Raw genomic sequence first — 16,399 nt, forward strand, 5'->3', positions numbered from 1 at the left:
CAAAATGGAATCTATCGATTCTGTTGAATCAATAGATTTCATCCAATCTCTCGATTGGCAACTCCTGCCAGGAATCCTGCGATCATCCGCGCGGCGAGCCGCGATGTGCGGCCATCAAGATCATGTGGTGGGCTGACTTCCACAAGATCGAGCACCCGAACATTCTTGGAAAGTCCGGCAGCGACCGAGAGTTCATAGGCTTCTTCAGCAAGAAACCCGATGGGCGTCGGCGCACTGACACCGGGAGCGTCTGAAGCTCGCACGCTGTCCATATCGAATGAAAGATAGACCGGCATTTCCGGATTGCCATGCGTAATGGCAAATTCACACTCTTCGAAGGCATTGGGCAGGCTCGCATCCGCAGTATCCTCGAAAGTCAGGATGCGCGCCCCTTGCTGAAGGACCCACTCGAATTGTGCTTGCGCTACAACGAAAGACTGTATCCCAATCTCGGCAAAGTGCTGACCTTTCACGATCCCCTCTTCGAGCAACAGACGAAAGCTGCTGCCGGAATGATGTTGCCCATTCTTTTTGGGACGGACGTCAAGGTGAGCATCGAAATTGATCAGTCCAATCTCTTGTGGCTCACTCTGCCCGTTCTGCCTGCTCAAACCACTTTGGAATCCACGCACGAGCGGATAGGTGACATCATGGCCGCCCCCGATGGCAATGATGATCTTCCCCGCAGCAATCATATCGCTGACAACTTTCGATGCCGCCTCATGCATGGTTTCGAGACTGCCCTGAGTAATATCGCCGAGATCGACGATTCGAAGCGTGTCGAGATGGTGCTTGAAGTGCGGGCCGGCAAATGGCGTGAGTTTTCCGAGCCATTCTCGGATTGCAGCAGGTGCCTTACTGGCACCGACGCGACCACCATTCCGGCGAATGCCTTCATCGGTCGGGACGCCGAGGATAACGACATTGGCCGCGGTGATGCTGGAGTCTGTTACGGGTTGAATGAAATTAGTTAGGCGCGGGTCTTCAGAAATAATCACGCATACTCAACAATGTTGTGGCGTAGCCGTTCGCGCACTTGTGAAAACTCTCCCAAGGATTTATTCGTGCTTCATCGGGTGACGCCCGACCCATAACGAATCGAATGTATAATGACCGGTCGAATCGCCGAAGCCGACTGAGAGATGTTCTAATATACTGTCCTTTGGGAATGAACCCCAAAACGTATTCTCCATGGTCGGAACATGGATATGCGCGAGCAGCTTGAATACTCCACAGTCTTTGGCGCGCTCGGGGGGAGGATAGTTGCCATCCCATTTCTGCATGATGCACGAGATCATCACGGAAGAATACAATCCATCTTTCAAATCATCCGCAACATCGGCGCCGACGCTCTTCATGTCCCAGCCTTTGGCAAAATCAATCGCGCGTTTCGCCGCTGGATCATTTTCGAGCATGCCGATCCATTCGATCCCGGCTTCAATCGCTGTGTGGTATGCAAAGAGTTGATGCTCGACGGCGCTTGCCGAGTCCATGGCGGGATGGACCCCGAAGGCGTGATATTTAATTTGTGAAGCCCCATCATAATAGAGTTGCGAATTATCATGGTTCATCATCGTATGCGAAATCGGGACACCAAACGTGCTGAGAGGGACGTTGTCGGCTGGTGGAAAAACACCGCTGCAAATCCGAAATTTCCAATTCTCCGTTCGTTGCCGCGCGTTTGGAGCTCCGAGTCGTTTCCGGACTTCGAACCATGTCGGCGTCCGATCCTCTCCGCCCGCAGTCTTTTGCTGATGAAATCCTTTCTTTACAAAATCGAAATGGATCCAGTCCGTATGACTGTAAAAATCCTCCACCATGTGAAGCGATGCTCCAAGCGCGAGAAGAATGAGTCGCTTGCGATCGTCCGGTTTGAGACTGGTATCCTTGTAATACGATGCAACGGTATTGCGGGTGTTATCCAACAGGCGCGACCATAAGTAATCGAATTTCCAGTTGCGGTCGAGCTGCCCGGCCAGATTATCGAAATGCATGAAGTTGGAAGCGGCATGCGTGCGACCAGTGGTTGGAAGATTGCGTAGCTCAAGGTAGCTTGCATTCTTCTCCACAAAGCCGATCGCTTCCGTGATGAACGGTCCAAAATAATCTACGCAGAAACTGCTGAGCTGAAGAACCCGAATCGCATCGGGGCTGAATTTCCATCGCGTCCCAATTTCTGTAGCCATGCCGGAATGCCAGTAGGTATCGAACGCCGTGACGGAGCTGCGACCAGCGATGAGCAGGAGACATGGCAAAACGGCCCGCAAAAGAAGCCGTTGAAATCCGGTGAGAAATTTACCTCTGTGACGATTCACTTGCAGTAGCTCAGTGTCTTGCCGACATGTGAGCATTCATACAAGAGTCATCGACAAATCATTCAGCACGCCGCGATCGAGTTGGATACAGATCCCCGATCAACGAGCAAGGATCAGTGCCACGCGCTCAACCTGATTGTTGCTCCGCACGATACAATCGTACGTCCCATCAGGCAAGCCACCAGAATTGCTCCACACGAATACATGCTCGCCGGCAGCCAACTCGCCATCGAAGAGACACGCGACTTCGACAGCAAGCATGTTCACAATGCTGACTCGCGCGGGTCCGCGCTCGGCGGTTGTGAAACGGATCGTCGTCTTGTCTGAGAATGGGTTCGGATTGGCTTGGGCTTCACGCTCTGATGCCACTGGCTGCTCCGGCACCGCGCTTCTAGCGATCATTTCAGAAAGCGGGCGACGCCAGATTCCTTTACGCCACAGACCGACATACAGGTATCCCTTGCTAACACCAAGACTCATGATCCAGCACTCTCTCGGCAACGGAAAATCCGTCGGGAAACCATCACTGACAGCGACCCACGTTCGACCTCTGTTTGTGGAAAGGAAGACACCGCTGTCTGTTGCTGCGAAGAAATTCTGCCCACTCGATGTGAACTGAAACACGGTCCTGTTTTGAAGGCCATCATTGCTGGAGTCCCATGTTATACCATCTTTGGAAACGAACAATCCATTGTAAGAGGTACCGGCAAAAATTAGCGAATCATGTATAGTGACAGCACTGATGTCGCTCTGTAGCGATGTGACACTCCAACTCGCGCCATCATCTATAGAACAATAGAGGCCATACCAATCAGTCCCCGCAAAGAGCTTAGAGCCGAACGCTGCAATTCCCGTTACACTGGATTCCGTCGGCAAACCACCACTCACCTCCTGCCAAGATATGCCATAATCTGCAGAGCGAAATACTCCATGACAAGCAGCGAAGAGGTATTCCCCCTTTTGGGCAAATTGCGAGACGTACCATCCGGTACTCAGATCTGGCAGAGCACTATTATCTGATTTGAACCATGTTAGTCCCGAATCCGTAGATCGGAACACTCCGAGAATTGTTCCGGCCAGCAGGAGCGAATCATGAAGCGAATAAAGGGACGCGATACCCGCCTCTCCTGGAGTCGGTCGTCCGCTTAACTCCCATTTTGCTGTACTTTCCGAATATTTAAGGATTCCGAAATAACAGCTGGCTGCAAAAATCTTACTACCAACGGGCAGGAATGCCGAAACAAGATCAGTATCGATATTACGATCTACTGAATGCATCTGTTCCCATTGCGCCTGGGTGACGATGGGTGCAACACACAGTATCACGACTACGAGCGCGCTTATCTTCATGCACGAGCGACACGCGCAACATCCCAAATGTTACAGGCTACTCATATCTCAACGGCTTGATCGGATTTAGCCGGGCGGCTTTGCGGGCGCCAGGAGCCGTCTGGCTCTGCAATTGCAAGCGGGCACGTCATGCGCTTCTCGTTGAGAACCCTGGTGGGCCTTTTTGCGGCCTTTTTGCTCATTCTCGTTGTCCCGTCGCTGTGGTTTAGGATCTCGGAGCGCCAGCAGCCGAGTATCCAGAAGTCTTCGACCTCCCATGTTGACTCCACAAGCACCACAATTCTTGCTCCTAAGAACGTTACCAACCAAAGCGGCCCGACCCCGAAGATAGAGTTGCCGCCGCCGGCGGTTATGGCTCCTCCCTCCCCGGTTGCATCCTCGCCTGCTTCTACAGGCTTGATCATTCCGGTGGCTGGTGCGACGGCCGATCAACTTGCCGATACTTACACGCAAGCGCGAGGCAATGGCCGAATCCACGACGCGATCGACATCATGGCGCCTCACAATAGCCCTGTCATCGCGGCAGCGTCCGGGCAGGTCGTGCGGCTGTTCCAAAGCAAGCTCGGTGGCACGACCATCTACGAGCTGAGTCCGGATGGCCATACCATATATTACTACGCGCATCTCGATCATTATGCGGACGGACTCACCGAGGGTGAGCAGGTAGCGCAAGGGCAATTGCTGGGCTACGTCGGTGACTCGGGCGATGCCGGTCCCGGGAATTACCATCTTCACTTTGCGATCTGGCTAATCCAGGATTCGAAGAAGTTTTGGGATGGCGTCAACGTCAACCCCTATCCAATCTTACGACAAGTCAAATAACAACACACACACTACATGATCGCGAACAGACATTCTATACTATTATCGTTTCTCTTATTCATCTCGATGATCGTCGGATTCTCGAGTTGCACCACAAAGACGCACAACGGGACCGCCTTCGACAGTTCCACAACCCGAACGTACAACGCATCTGCACCGACATCGCCTGCCGTCGTTGCGGTCAACTATCCTGTGACGCTCCCGGTCCTCGATGCCTTTATGGCCGATTCGACGTTCGACTCTCTGGCCAAAGCAAGGACCGGGCTCACCGATACCGAACTTCTACGGGTGCGGCGCATCGCACATGATGAAGCAGCGCGATTAGAGAAGACGCAGATGGCGAACACTGGGGACTATTCCGGTTCGACAGCCGATGCGAAAGCGCGTGCGATCAGTTTGCTGGATTCCATTATCGGAGCCGACAAGCGGACGAAGCTATTCGCGTTCGTGCAGGAAGAGTGGAGCGATCGTGCGGATGCGACGGGCGGCACGGCCGCTACGGATACCAATTCCATGGAAGGCACACGAAATGCGGTGCCGAAGGATAGTCGTGTGGTGGTGAATATTCCGGCGTATCGAATGGATGTATTCGATAGCGGTAATCTGGTGAAAAGTTATGAGGTCACGATCGGATATCCGGAGTTTCCGCTACCGACCGGGATGCGCAAGGCCCGTGAGATACTGTTTAATCCGACGTGGACGCCTCCGGACGAATCCTGGGTGGAAAGTCCCAACGGCAAAGTGAAGGTGGGACAGAAGATCGCGGCGGGCGACAAGTTGAATCCACTTGGAGTGTTGAAAATCCCCATCGGAGAACCTTCGTTGATCCATGGCGGTAAGTCACCTGCCAAACTTGGGACCTTCGGCTCGCATGGCTGCGTCGGCCTTGTCGATCGGGATGCGACCGACTTCGCGCCGCGACTGGCCCAACTTTCCGGAAAGACGCTGTCTGATTCCGCCGTTGCCAGCTACGAGAAGGATAAGAAATCAACCTACAATGTGCGCCTGCCGAAGTCGGTGGCAATCGAACTGCGCTATGAGACGATCGTGGCGGATAGCGGACAACTTCACATCTATCGCGACGTGTACGATCACAACACCAACACGCAGGAGAATCTGGACGCGACACTAATGACGTACGGCCTCTCGATGAAAGACCTGACGCTTGACGAGCAGTCCATGGTCCTCGTTGCGCTGCACGAAATGTCCAAAGATATCACGACCAATACCGATACGAACATTGTGAGGGACATCGCACTCAAGGATACATCGGGCAATGAGTCACCGAACAAGGAATCAACCAGCCACCGGAACATCGATCACCGGCCCGCAATGACGCGCCGCATCAAAGGGCAAAAGGAAATCATCATTCCGATCGCGGCACTTCGCGGCCGTGGCTATCCGCAACCGGTCGGAATGGCGCAGCCACTCGCTGTCAAAACGAAGATTGCAAAGCGTAAATAACTCGCACGCATCGATGAAGTGTTACTCATATCTCAACGCCTCAATCGGGTTCAGCCGGGCGGCTTTGCGGGCCGGGTACCAACCGAAGAAAATACCGACGAAGGCCGCCGCACCAAATGAGATACCAACGGCCTGCGGGGATATGACCAATATCCAGCCATTCGAACTGGAGACGAAGCTCGATGCAATGTATCCAAGCACAACGCCGATGACGCCGCCGACGAGGCTCAGGGTGATGGCTTCGGTCAGGAATTGGAAGAGGATATTTGTAAACTTCGCGCCAATGGATTTGCGAATGCCGATTTCGCGCGTGCGTTCGGTCACGCTCACAAGCATGATGTTCATAATGCCGATGCCACCGACCAGAAGAGAGATGACGGCTGCAGCCGTGAGCAGGTTCGTCATCGTCGCTGTGCTCTGTTCGGCAGCGGCGGCAAGTTCGACCTGTGACCGGATTTGGAAGTCGTTATCATCATTCGGCAACAGCTTGTGTTGCTGACGAAGAATTTGTGTGGCGTCGGCACTGGCAGCGGCTGATGACTCGGCCGTGATCGAGCTTGCCATGATGTTATTCGCCCATGTGATTCCCATGAGTTTGCGCTGCACGGTCGCGAATGGCGCGATGATAATGTCGTCCTGATCTTGTCCGAACGAGTTGGAGCCCTTCTCCTGGAGTACGCCGACCACAGTAAATGGCTCATGCTTAATGCGAATCGTTTGCCCGACCGGATCGACAGCTTCACCAAACAGATTGGTCACGACAGTCTTGCCGAGAATGCAGACCTTCGTACCACTCTTCGCGTCGGCATCCGTAAATTCACTGCCACTGACAACCGGCCAGTTACGGACCCGGAAGTAGTCCGGCGTCGTACCGGTGATTCGGGTGGACCAGTTGGCGTCCGCGGCAACCACCTGCACGCTGGTGCCAACGGTCGGTGCAACGGCGGCAAGCCACTCGGATTTCTTGAGCGCGTTCGCATCGTCTTCGGTCAGCCGTTGCGAGCCGCCAGTTCCACTGGAAATGCCACCCACATTCACCGCTCCCGGAAAGATAAGCAGCGCGTTCGTGCCCATCGAATTGATCTGGTTCTGAACGGCCTGGGAGGCACCCTGACCGATGGCCGTCATTGTAATAACCGCTCCCACGCCGATAATAATACCCAACATCGTCAGTGCCGCGCGGACCTTGTTCGAGGCGAGCGACTGAAACGCCATGACGATACTGCTTAAGAGTTGAGTCATTATATTGGATCGTAATGCGTGGATGCGTAACGAGTAACGCGTTACGCGTTACGTCTTTAGAACCGTCGTCCCCCGCCCATCCCTGGCCGGCTGTTGATCGGAGATGAAGTGCCATTCGCAGTCGGAGACATCGTGAAGGCTGCCACGACGATGCTATCTCCAACTTTGATCTCCGGCGTACTCCGAAGTACTTCGGCATAATTCGCATCGGTAAGACCTTCAACAATTCGCACCGGCTTGACCGTCGGCCCGGTTTTGTCGTTAGACTTGATATACACTTTGGCGAACTGGACCTTCTGGCCGGCCATTCCTGCAGCGGGTCCACCAGCCATTCTCCGCCGAGTTGTATCACCGGGCGCGCGCTGTTTGCGAACGCGAGCTGCGGTATCTGGCGGTAGTTTCGTCTCGGTAAAGAACTCCGGCGGTGGCTGGAATCTGGTTGCGGCAATCGGTACGCGCAGAACATTCTCGCGGCTCGCGTTGACGATCGTGACGGTCGCTGTCATTCCCGGTAACAACTTGCCATCCGGATTCGAAGTCATAATAATGACCGCATACGTGACGACGTTCTGTTGGGTGACCGGATTGATGCGGACCTGGCTGACTGTTCCCACGAACGGCTCACCAGGATACGCATCGACAGTAAATTTCACATTCTGTCCGGGCTGAACTTGTCCGATATCCGCCTCATCGACATTAGCAGAGACCTGCATCTTGGTCAAATCTTCCGCGATCACGAAAAGAGTCGTGACGTTGAGTCCCGCGGCGACAGTCTGCCCCCGATCGACGTTGCGCGCTTGTACCACACCATCGACGGGCGAGAGAATCGTCGTATAGCCGAGGTTGACCTCGGCTTGTTTGAGTTGCGCGGTCGTCTGTTGCAGCGATGCCTTTGCATCTTCCAACTTATTTTTGCTGGCATCGTAATCAGCCTGCGCAATGAGTTGCCGGGCCAGTAGTTGGCGCTGGCGAGCTTCATCTTTAATACTGGCATCGAGATCGGCTTGTGCACGCGCGACATTTGCTCGGGCCTGTGTGACATTGGCTTCGTACGTCGCGGGATCCAGACGCGCCAGAACCTGCCCCTTTTTTACTTTTGTGTTATAATCCGCGTCGAGCTCTTTGACCATGCCCGAAATCTGGCTGCCGACCTGGACTGTTGTTACCGCCTGAAGTGTGCCGGTCGCCGTGACGCCCTGGGAAATCCCGCCAAGATCCACAGCGGCATATCGGATCACGAGCGGCGCCTTAGCCGCCGGCCGGAAGAAAATGTACCACGCACCGAACGCCACGATCAGCAATGCCAGCACGGCATACAACGGTTTCAAGTTCCGTTTCTTTTGACCGAGCTTGACCGTTTGCACTACTTCGCGTGCCGTAGGCTTGCCATCCACCTTCGGACGACTCTCGCGATTGACAATAACATTGGTTTCCGACATCTTTATCTGTTATGTTCTATAGAGCCTGTAAACTCAATACGGACGCACGGAGAAAAAGTAGGTTTAATAATCCTTCATCTTCCTTGCTGCATCCGCTATTGCTATGTCCGCTGCAGCATATCCATTACGAATGGCCCCTTCAATAGTTGCGGGAAGGCCGTTTTGAACGAAGTCCCCGGCAAGAATGAATCGCTTATCATCTGTTGTACTCAGTGGCCTCGTCATTTGAACGTTTGGCGAGAAGAGCGGCGTCGCCCGCTTCTCGCGAATGATCTGAGCGTGCATGAGCTGTGCGTCACGTGCTGATGGCACTGTTCGCACAAGATCGCTCCACAAAAGACTCGTAATTTCTTCATTCGATTTGTCGACGATCGCATCTGCCGCGCTGACGGTCAGCGCCACTCGTTGCGCACTAAACATACTGGCTTTCGGGAAGGCCCATTGAAGTGTCATGCCAACGAATGCCTGAATGGGGGCATTGAAGATCGTACGATCGAGCCAAAAGTATGCATTGACAATTGGGGAGTATTGCGTAGCGGGGCCAGTAGTATGATTTGATCCTTGCAGGCCATTAGTGCAATTGACAACCCTGTCAAACACCTGCTCATCCGAATCAGTGACAATTCGGATGCCAGTCGCTTCGATCTCGATGTTCCGAACCGGATCGCTCAATCGAGTCAATGCCCCATGCCGCTCAAGCAGTGCAGTCGCCGGATCGATCAGCAACTCGGAAAGGCCACACTTTGGTATTAGCAAAGCACTTGCCTTGCGGGAGGAGAAAAATGCCTCGCGTATGACACTCGTAAAAAGAACCGCGCTCGCCTGCTCCGTGGAAGCGTTGAGCGTAGCGAATACGATCGGCTCCCACAATTTCTCGCAGAGCGATGCCGCTTGTTCGAACCGCTTGAACAACTCGGCACACGTTAAGTTGGGTAAGTCACTTGGCAGCTTGTTGCGCCAGAGCGCATTGCCAAGATTGGCCGCGCTTCGCTTCTCGGCTAGTGTGAGCATCGAAGTCCGCATAATCGCCGAGAGCAAATTCAGTGGCGGGGCAAGCGTGCGATCGATAGTGAATGATCGAACGCCGGTTTGACTCCAGAATGGTATCCGAAGCGGAATGCGCTCGATGAGACGGCTGGTACCAATTCGATCGAGATAGTCGAGCGTGGCGGTGTAGCAACCCATTAGCAGGTGCTGACCGTTATCGAGTGTGTCGCCGGTTTTTGGATCGAGGAAGGAGCGCGTGCGACCACCCGCTTCACGCCGGGCTTCGAAGAGCGTGATGCCGCGAAAGCCGGACTCGCTTAGCCTCACAGCCGCAGCGAGCCCGCTCACCCCGGCACCAATAATCGCTATTTTTGAATGTTGCAAAAGATTGGATGAGTCACAAGAATTCAAAGGGCCCCATAGAATCTATGAAATCTATAGAATCTATAGATTCTATGAGGCACCTTAAACCTCAGCCTGATTTCTACGCGCGCGTCTATGCGATCGTAGAACAAATCCCTCGTGGAAAGGTCACGACCTACGGCGCAATCGCGGAGGTACTCGGTATCCGAAGCTCCTCGCGAATGGTCGGGCAGGCGCTCTCGGCTCTTCCGGAAGGCTCGGGTGTTCCGGCGCAACGTGTTATCAACCGTTTGGGCGCACTGAGTGGCGCGCATCACTTTGGCGGCTATGAGCGAATGCGTTCCATGCTGCGGCGCGAAGGCGTGACGTTCAAGGGGGAGTTGGTGGATATGGAGAAGCACTTTTGGTCTCCCAAGAACGCAGAAGACCGCGCCTGAACGATTTCAGGGATGCAGGCATTCTGCCTGAGTCGTTTTGCACTTAACGCCTTAATTCGATGAAGACATCACATAAGTATTTGGGCTTCTTCCTGTTTGCTGCGATTGCCACATACGCCACCATTGTCCTTGCCGGCGCGCCACTCAAAGGCGTTGACATCAAACTTGGAATGGTTGGCTCCGAACGCACTTACCATGCTGCTACCGATGCCGAAGGCAAATTCAGCTTCTCCAATCTACCCGAAGGGACATACAATCTTTTTTGCGAATATACCGCCTGTGCCCGAGCAATCAACACGAAGGGTACTGGCGCGGTGTCCCGTGTAGCGTCGCCACGATTCTCACTTGAAATCGATCGCTTACCCAATGTGACGGTATCCGCCGCGACCCGGAATGCTTCGGCCATTCCTGCTCTCGATGGTTCCAGTAAGGAATCGGCATACAAGACGGAAATCACACAGAACTGGAATGCGAATACCCCTGCGCTGACATTAAAAGTCAACGGCGTTTTCGGCAAATCAAAGGAGCTTACCGGTCACGTAACGCTGATCAAGTAGGCGTCTCGCGGTGTGACAGATACTCAGGGCAAGCTGGAGCTTGCCCTTACATTGCCGTCAGTGCCGACGCGGAGGCAAAGCTGGTCCGCTCGGTGAAGATGATGTGATCGTGATAGTAATGCGTCAGCAGGAAGCAAAGGACAACCATGTAGTAACACTGGTCGAAGGAGAGTCCGGTGTATGATTTCGTGATGAGCAGGGTCCCGATCAGGAGCAACGTAATAACATTCAACGTCATGTTGAAGCCATAGTAACGCCACCACTCGCCGGGTCGCGAGAAGATTGAGATCTTGTTTGGTAACTCGCCGCGATCGTAGCGGAGACGGTTGATATACCACGTGAGTCCCAGATACTGAAACGAATGCCAGGTGTTCATGCCCTGGAACGCCACATCGAGTTCGTGGAACATCGGGGTGATGAAGCTCGCGATGACGGTGACCGTAATGAGAACGGTCTTCGGAATATTACCCTCGCCGGTTCGGAATTCGCGATAGGTCTTTGAAATATACAGCGTGAGCGCTGTCGCGAATGCAATGGATGCCAGCCACCAGACTGGATCGATCTTGAGCATGTCCGGAAAGTAGAGCGTATTTTGCCCGACCTTGAACGTGCCGTGGACGAACCGGTACATCGCAACGGGATAGAGCGCCGTGAGCACCACCGAATAGTCGATCGCTTTTGATTTGAAGGTGGAAACCCGTGAGGTCGCTCGGTCATCGGCACGGCCATTATAACAATCCACCAGATAAATGATCTGATGCAAGACGTGGACGCTCGCCCAGAAGAAGAAGAACGTCAGGAGAAAGACGAAATGATAGTAGCCAAGATAAATCACCGCCGCGGGAATGACGAACGCAGCCAGATAGATGGATTGATGCCGCGCGCGGAATTCCGGATCGAGCGTCGTGCGCAGATGTGTGGCATACATGTGTGGCCCGCCGATTAGGAAGGCGACAAGCATGTTGACGCCGTTCCGAGCCGTATCCGGATTGAGACCGATCGCCTGACCAAAGTAATAGGAAGCATACGGTATCGTTACCAGCAACACGGAGCCGGAAATCCAGGTAAGGTCCCAGGCTTTGGATTTGAGCCAAAGTGAGTGCGACTGAGGAGTGAGCACGACAGTATCAGCCATTATAGTAGAAGACTGTGAAATCTTCATGCCATCAGAGATCGGCGACGATTCACGTCGTCAGTCATACGTTGGCGTGCGATCATTCGTTACAACAGGAATTACTTCAAATTTCCGACATGTTAGGTTCCCGCGGAAGATACATCATCCGTATCGTTTGCCAGACGTATAATGTTCGCCAATATTGCACAGCAAGGCCGGACCCTGTGGCCAGTGACTGCCATCCTCGCCATGGTGATCTTTGGCACGCCCAACTCGATGTTTGGCGGTCAACGAGTCTCGCAATCAAGCGGAGTTTGGTCATCAGCGGCAACATGGGCCGGAGGCATCACACCGCAAGCCGGAGATACTGTGATCATCGCCAGCGCGGATTCAGTTTATCTTGATTCCTCAAGTGCCGCGTTGAATGCGGTCACCATCTACGGTCGATTCTCACTTGGCAGAGATACATTGTTCTTTAGTGCCTCGCCAAACGACACCCTCGTTCAAATATTCGGCACGCTCGATGCTGGCAGCGGATGGTTCGCGTTTCCTGCTCCAGTATCGCCACGACCTGTCATTCAGGTTGCAGCCGGTGGACTATTCCGCATGTCATCAGCGATTCCGTTTCCCACCTCCGGCATTTTCGATTCTCTTTCAAGTCCGCTCTTTGCCCTCGATGATTCGAGCACGTTCGAGTACTATTCACAGAATCTCGATCTGATTGACGTTTCCTATCTTGCGAATAATCTTGTAGACCATTCGTATGCCAATCTCACGCTAAACGGCATGGACGCTTCGTTTCGGTCGAATCCGGTGCGAATTCGCGGAACGCTGCTGATCGATTCCGGCGCTTCCATCATCGCTGCCGCACGAGTCGCGTATGTACAGGGATTTGACACGCAGGTCGTCACAATATCAGGAGACGTTGTGAACCAGAATAGTGGCGAATCCGGCTCGGCGGGCGCAGGGCTTCGCGGCTGTGGCATGCAGTCATCGGGTTCTGAAGTATGGGTCTTCGATCGATTCACTGGCAGCAGTGGAAAAGACACATGCCATTGGTCCGGGCCTTCGCAACTTGGGAGTGTACTTGTGCGGAAAAATACCGTACTGAGTATTCGGTATCTCGACGATCTGCATTGCGATTCACTGGACATCCTGACACACCTCACCGAAGAAAATCCTCCATGCGGTGGTCATGTGATCGGCAAAATCTATTCGGAGTTTCCGAGAACGCTCGATGCTTCAAATCCTGTCGATAGTTTTTATGGCCTCGGGCTAACGATCCGCACCGGGACACTCCCTTACATTGGCCGCACCCGAGTCGTTCGTGTCAATGGATACAAGCCGCCAGGTGCCCGTGATGACGCAAGGCCGGCGCTCCGATATTTTGTGATCACCCCAGGTGCTTCGCCACAGCAAGGCGCGCCGGACGAAATGACCTTCCAACTCCATTGCGACGAGCTAAACGGCGCAAATCCAAACCACCTCCATTTCTGGCGCTCACGCGATCAAGGCCGGGCATGGGCATTTAGTGGAATCAGCAATTTCGATCCTGAGACCTTCGCTTTCGAGTGGGATACAACTGTGCTTGGCCTTGCCAATGATTCTGGCAGCTTTTACTGGATGCTATCCGAAGGATATACAGACCATCCTACGCCAATCGATCTTGTTAGCTTTAGCGCAACACGCGGTCCGGGCGGTGTCGATCTCACTTGGGAGACCGCGGCCGAGATAAATCTTGCAGGCTTCGAATTAGACCGAGGCTCGCGGATAGCCCCAGTCAACGTAGCCAGTTTCTTGTCCGATCGCAGCCTGATTTCCCAATCAAGATACGGTCAGCTGTATTCGGTTCTGGATACCTCTTCAGGTCCGATGCAATATGATCTCTACGAGGTTTCGAATGATGGGATCAGAACCTGGCTCGCCGAACGCTGGGTCCAGGCAACATCGGAAGCAGAGCCAGCCTTGGATCCGCAAATCTCCATTCAGGGGAAGCAGCTCTCAGTTGTCCTCGGGGCAAACCAGGAGGGACGCATCGAATTGGACGATGTGATCGGTCGCCCGGAAATGTCCAGGGAGTTCACAGAGCAAATGCGAACAATAATGAGCCTCCCAGCCGGTGTCTATATAGCCAGGGTGTTCTGGAGAGGCGGTCAGGCCTCCCGGTTGCTGATCTTGGGTGAATAGTCGTCCCCTAATCAGAAAAGTCCTCCTACATCTTATTTGAGCGCGAAACCATGCGCTCATCAGCCAGACTATCGCAGACTCAGTGGAGGAATCTGGGTAGTATCAGAGTGAGACGCATTTGACTCATTCTGGAACAGACTGTCCAATTCTGATACCAATAATTCTCCATATTCCTTCGTATTCGACAATAATTCATATCCGCTCGGATTGACTTTCTCTTTTGGCGTGTCTATATTTAGGACGGGACGGGTGATATTATTAGCTTCCGGACCGATAGTTTAGTTTGCCGGCTTCATTTAGTTTGCCACTAAGGGCGCCGGAACTGATGGAAATTATAGCCGGCGATGCCCCAGCACGCGACGTTTGCCAAAACGCATATCAGCGCCCCCGCGACTGCCAGTCGAATTGCTCGACTTTTGGCAGTTGCGGTGCTGTATATGGTTATGGCTCAGGCGGCCGGCGCGCAGCTCATGATTAATAAGGGCGCAACGATTGTCACAAAGACTAACTCGTTCATGCAGGTCAATGGGGCGTATCAGAACCAGACTGGTTCGATCGATGACTCTGGCATCGTTACGATCACAACCGACTTCACGAACAACAGTGCAGCCACGGCCGGAGGATCGGGATGGTACAACATTGGCGGTAACTTCACGAATGATGGCACATTCCAGCGTAAAACTGGCACCGTAAACCTCAACGGTACATCCAATCAGAATGTCGGTGGCGCAGTGATCACGACGTTCTATGACCTTCAGTTTACAAATGGCGGCTCGAAGACCCTAACACAAAAGGAAATCGTTGACTCGGATGCGTATTTCACGAACGGCATTGTCTACACCACGCAGACCAACGTGCTGAACTTCACGATCAACGGCAATTGGGTTAACAATGCGGGTCTGCCCGTCGCACCTGCTGCCAGCTACGTCGATGGCCCATGTGAGAAGGACATGAACTCCACGAACCGCTTCTGGTTTCCAGTTGGTAAGAGCGGACGTGGCAATACCGGTGCAATCACTCCTCAGAGCGCGACAGCGACAACATATCGGATGCAGTATTTTAACTATCCGTATGTCAACACCACTTCGATCCAATCGCCATTGCAGCAAGTCAGCAAGATTCAATACTGGCACGCAGATATCGTAACGCCGGCGACTGGCGGAGCGGATGCAATTGCACGGCTTTACTGGATTCCTGGCGATTATACGATGTCGGTGTATATGTCCACGATGTCGAACCTTGTAGTCGCGCGTTGGGATACGCTGGCGCCCGTCATTCCTGGCCCAACGCCGGCATGGGTTACGGCTGGTGTGAGCGCGCTCTCGCCGGGAGCGAGCTATCTGTCCGGATGGATCGAATCCGCAGTGGTTACGGCCGTTAAGTATGGCACCGCAATCATCAACAGGCCCTTTACAATCGCATCGCTTACCTCCGACAACTCCCTGCCCGTCGAAATGGGACCGTTCTCGGTAAAGCAAGTCGCGAATCACGTAGTACTCGATTGGAAGACATACAGCGAGATTCAAAGTCTCGGGTTCGAAGTGGAACGTCGCCGCGAAGGCGAGCCATCGGTTTTGATCAAGAGCTTCGAACATGATTCATCACTGCTCGCCAAATCACCCTATGGGGCGACCTATCAAACGGTCGACGGCGATGGCCTTGCCAATGGCACATATGTCTACGATTTGTATCAGATCGATGCCAATGGCACACGCACTCACTCTGGATCTCGAACGCTCGACTTCCACCAGATTGCGATTCCTAGTTCGCTTTCGGTTGCGATCTATCCGAATCCGACATCGCAATTAGCGAACATTTCAATCGGGCTTGCTGAAGATGGACACGTAAATGCAATGCTCTATGATGCTAGCGGGAGACTTGTCGGGCAGATCGCGGACCTTAATCTCACTGCCGGCGAGCATCTCTTCAGTCAGGATGTCTCGCACCTCCCTGCGGGGATCTATCAACTGAGCATTACGACGGGCGACTCACACATTGCGAAGAGCATTGTTGTCCGTCGATAGGATTTTTTGAGCCTCGTTATCCCTTCGCTCGGCGCTGGAATATTGCCGCCGAAGCTTCGCACACATTCCCTTTGGAGATGAGCTGGTGAACTTGAGCG

14 protein-coding genes are annotated in these 16,399 nt (G+C 53.6%); 6 read left to right on the forward strand and 8 right to left on the reverse strand.

All coding sequences use genetic code 11. The features are described from left to right. Positions 1–38 precede the first annotated feature (38 nt). The 4 genes from Q8902_08710 to Q8902_08725 form a co-directional block, all read right to left on the reverse strand. The gene (locus tag Q8902_08710) at positions 39–998 is read right to left on the reverse strand and encodes a formimidoylglutamase (protein MDP4199637.1); all 960 of its coding nucleotides are present in this window, start codon (positions 996–998) and stop codon (positions 39–41) included. A gap of 60 nt (positions 999–1,058) precedes the next feature. Continuing rightward, entirely contained in the window at positions 1,059–2,315 is a 1,257-nt protein-coding gene (locus Q8902_08715) for a hypothetical protein (protein MDP4199638.1), read from the reverse strand. A 99-nt stretch (positions 2,316–2,414) separates the two neighbouring features. After that, positions 2,415–3,593 (reverse strand): hypothetical protein, encoded by a 1,179-nt coding sequence (locus Q8902_08720; protein MDP4199639.1) that lies wholly within the window; start codon positions 3,591–3,593, stop codon positions 2,415–2,417. A 113-nt stretch (positions 3,594–3,706) separates the two neighbouring features. Then, a complete protein-coding gene (locus tag Q8902_08725) occupies positions 3,707–4,069 on the reverse strand; it encodes a hypothetical protein (protein MDP4199640.1) in 363 nt (120 codons plus the stop codon). 4 nt (positions 4,070–4,073) lie between these two features. On the opposite strand from Q8902_08725, the gene Q8902_08730 reads away from it, so the two are divergent. Together Q8902_08730 and Q8902_08735 are read left to right on the forward strand one after the other, a co-directional pair. Then, the gene (locus Q8902_08730) at positions 4,074–4,487 is read left to right on the forward strand and encodes a M23 family metallopeptidase (protein MDP4199641.1); all 414 of its coding nucleotides are present in this window, start codon (positions 4,074–4,076) and stop codon (positions 4,485–4,487) included. A 66-nt stretch (positions 4,488–4,553) separates the two neighbouring features. Next, positions 4,554–5,951: a L,D-transpeptidase gene (locus tag Q8902_08735; GenBank protein MDP4199642.1), complete on the forward strand. Its 1,398-nt coding sequence runs from the start codon at positions 4,554–4,556 to the stop codon at positions 5,949–5,951. A gap of 21 nt (positions 5,952–5,972) precedes the next feature. On the opposite strand, the gene Q8902_08740 is transcribed toward Q8902_08735, so the two are convergent. The 3 genes from Q8902_08740 to hpnE form a co-directional block, all read right to left on the reverse strand. Beyond that, the gene (locus Q8902_08740; protein ID MDP4199643.1) at positions 5,973–7,193 is read right to left on the reverse strand and encodes an ABC transporter permease; all 1,221 of its coding nucleotides are present in this window, start codon (positions 7,191–7,193) and stop codon (positions 5,973–5,975) included. A 56-nt stretch (positions 7,194–7,249) separates the two neighbouring features. Then, on the reverse strand, positions 7,250–8,632 hold the full coding sequence (locus Q8902_08745) for an efflux RND transporter periplasmic adaptor subunit (GenBank protein ID MDP4199644.1): 1,383 nt from the start codon (positions 8,630–8,632) through the stop codon (positions 7,250–7,252). Between the two features lie 63 nt (positions 8,633–8,695). Next, positions 8,696–10,003, reverse strand: coding sequence for a hydroxysqualene dehydroxylase HpnE (gene hpnE / locus Q8902_08750; GenBank protein MDP4199645.1), 1,308 nt, complete (start codon positions 10,001–10,003; stop codon positions 8,696–8,698). A 71-nt stretch (positions 10,004–10,074) separates the two neighbouring features. Between hpnE and Q8902_08755 the strand changes: the two genes are divergently transcribed. Next, entirely contained in the window at positions 10,075–10,419 is a 345-nt protein-coding gene (locus tag Q8902_08755; GenBank protein ID MDP4199646.1) for an MGMT family protein, read from the forward strand. Positions 10,420–10,478: 59 nt separating this feature from the next. Then, positions 10,479–10,976 (forward strand): carboxypeptidase-like regulatory domain-containing protein, encoded by a 498-nt coding sequence (locus Q8902_08760; GenBank protein MDP4199647.1) that lies wholly within the window; start codon positions 10,479–10,481, stop codon positions 10,974–10,976. Positions 10,977–11,022: 46 nt separating this feature from the next. Here Q8902_08760 and Q8902_08765 read toward each other — a convergent pair whose 3' ends face one another. Then, the gene (locus Q8902_08765; GenBank protein ID MDP4199648.1) at positions 11,023–12,111 is read right to left on the reverse strand and encodes a hypothetical protein; all 1,089 of its coding nucleotides are present in this window, start codon (positions 12,109–12,111) and stop codon (positions 11,023–11,025) included. A 168-nt stretch (positions 12,112–12,279) separates the two neighbouring features. Here Q8902_08765 and Q8902_08770 point away from each other — a divergent pair, with 168 nt between their 5' ends. Further along, positions 12,280–14,277, forward strand: a complete 1,998-nt coding sequence (locus tag Q8902_08770; protein MDP4199649.1) for a G8 domain-containing protein — start codon at positions 12,280–12,282, stop codon at positions 14,275–14,277. 344 nt (positions 14,278–14,621) lie between these two features. Further along, entirely contained in the window at positions 14,622–16,301 is a 1,680-nt protein-coding gene (locus tag Q8902_08775) for a T9SS type A sorting domain-containing protein (protein ID MDP4199650.1), read from the forward strand. Positions 16,302–16,399 lie beyond the last annotated feature (98 nt).

The sequence above is a fragment of the Bacteroidota bacterium genome (assembly GCA_030706745.1).
Taxonomy (GTDB): Bacteria; Bacteroidota; Ignavibacteria; order Palsa-1295; family Palsa-1295; genus PALSA-1295.

What these genes read in the sequence shown, in the direction of transcription:
- Q8902_08720 (MDP4199639.1), bottom strand. Translation starts at nt 3,593, where the DNA reads ATGCATTCAGTAGATCGTAATATCGATACTGATCTTGTTTCGGCATTC.
- Q8902_08725 (MDP4199640.1), bottom strand. Translation starts at nt 4,069, where the DNA reads ATGATCAAGCCTGTAGAAGCAGGCGAGGATGCAACCGGGGAGGGAGGA.
- Q8902_08735 (MDP4199642.1), top strand. Translation starts at nt 4,554, where the DNA reads ATGATCGTCGGATTCTCGAGTTGCACCACAAAGACGCACAACGGGACC.
- Q8902_08740 (MDP4199643.1), bottom strand. Translation starts at nt 7,193, where the DNA reads ATGACTCAACTCTTAAGCAGTATCGTCATGGCGTTTCAGTCGCTCGCC.
- Q8902_08745 (MDP4199644.1), bottom strand. Translation starts at nt 8,632, where the DNA reads ATGTCGGAAACCAATGTTATTGTCAATCGCGAGAGTCGTCCGAAGGTG.
- Q8902_08755 (MDP4199646.1), top strand. Translation starts at nt 10,075, where the DNA reads ATGAGGCACCTTAAACCTCAGCCTGATTTCTACGCGCGCGTCTATGCG.
- Q8902_08760 (MDP4199647.1), top strand. Translation starts at nt 10,479, where the DNA reads ATGAAGACATCACATAAGTATTTGGGCTTCTTCCTGTTTGCTGCGATT.
- Q8902_08765 (MDP4199648.1), bottom strand. Translation starts at nt 12,111, where the DNA reads ATGGCTGATACTGTCGTGCTCACTCCTCAGTCGCACTCACTTTGGCTC.
- Q8902_08770 (MDP4199649.1), top strand. Translation starts at nt 12,280, where the DNA reads ATGTTCGCCAATATTGCACAGCAAGGCCGGACCCTGTGGCCAGTGACT.
- Q8902_08775 (MDP4199650.1), top strand. Translation starts at nt 14,622, where the DNA reads ATGCCCCAGCACGCGACGTTTGCCAAAACGCATATCAGCGCCCCCGCG.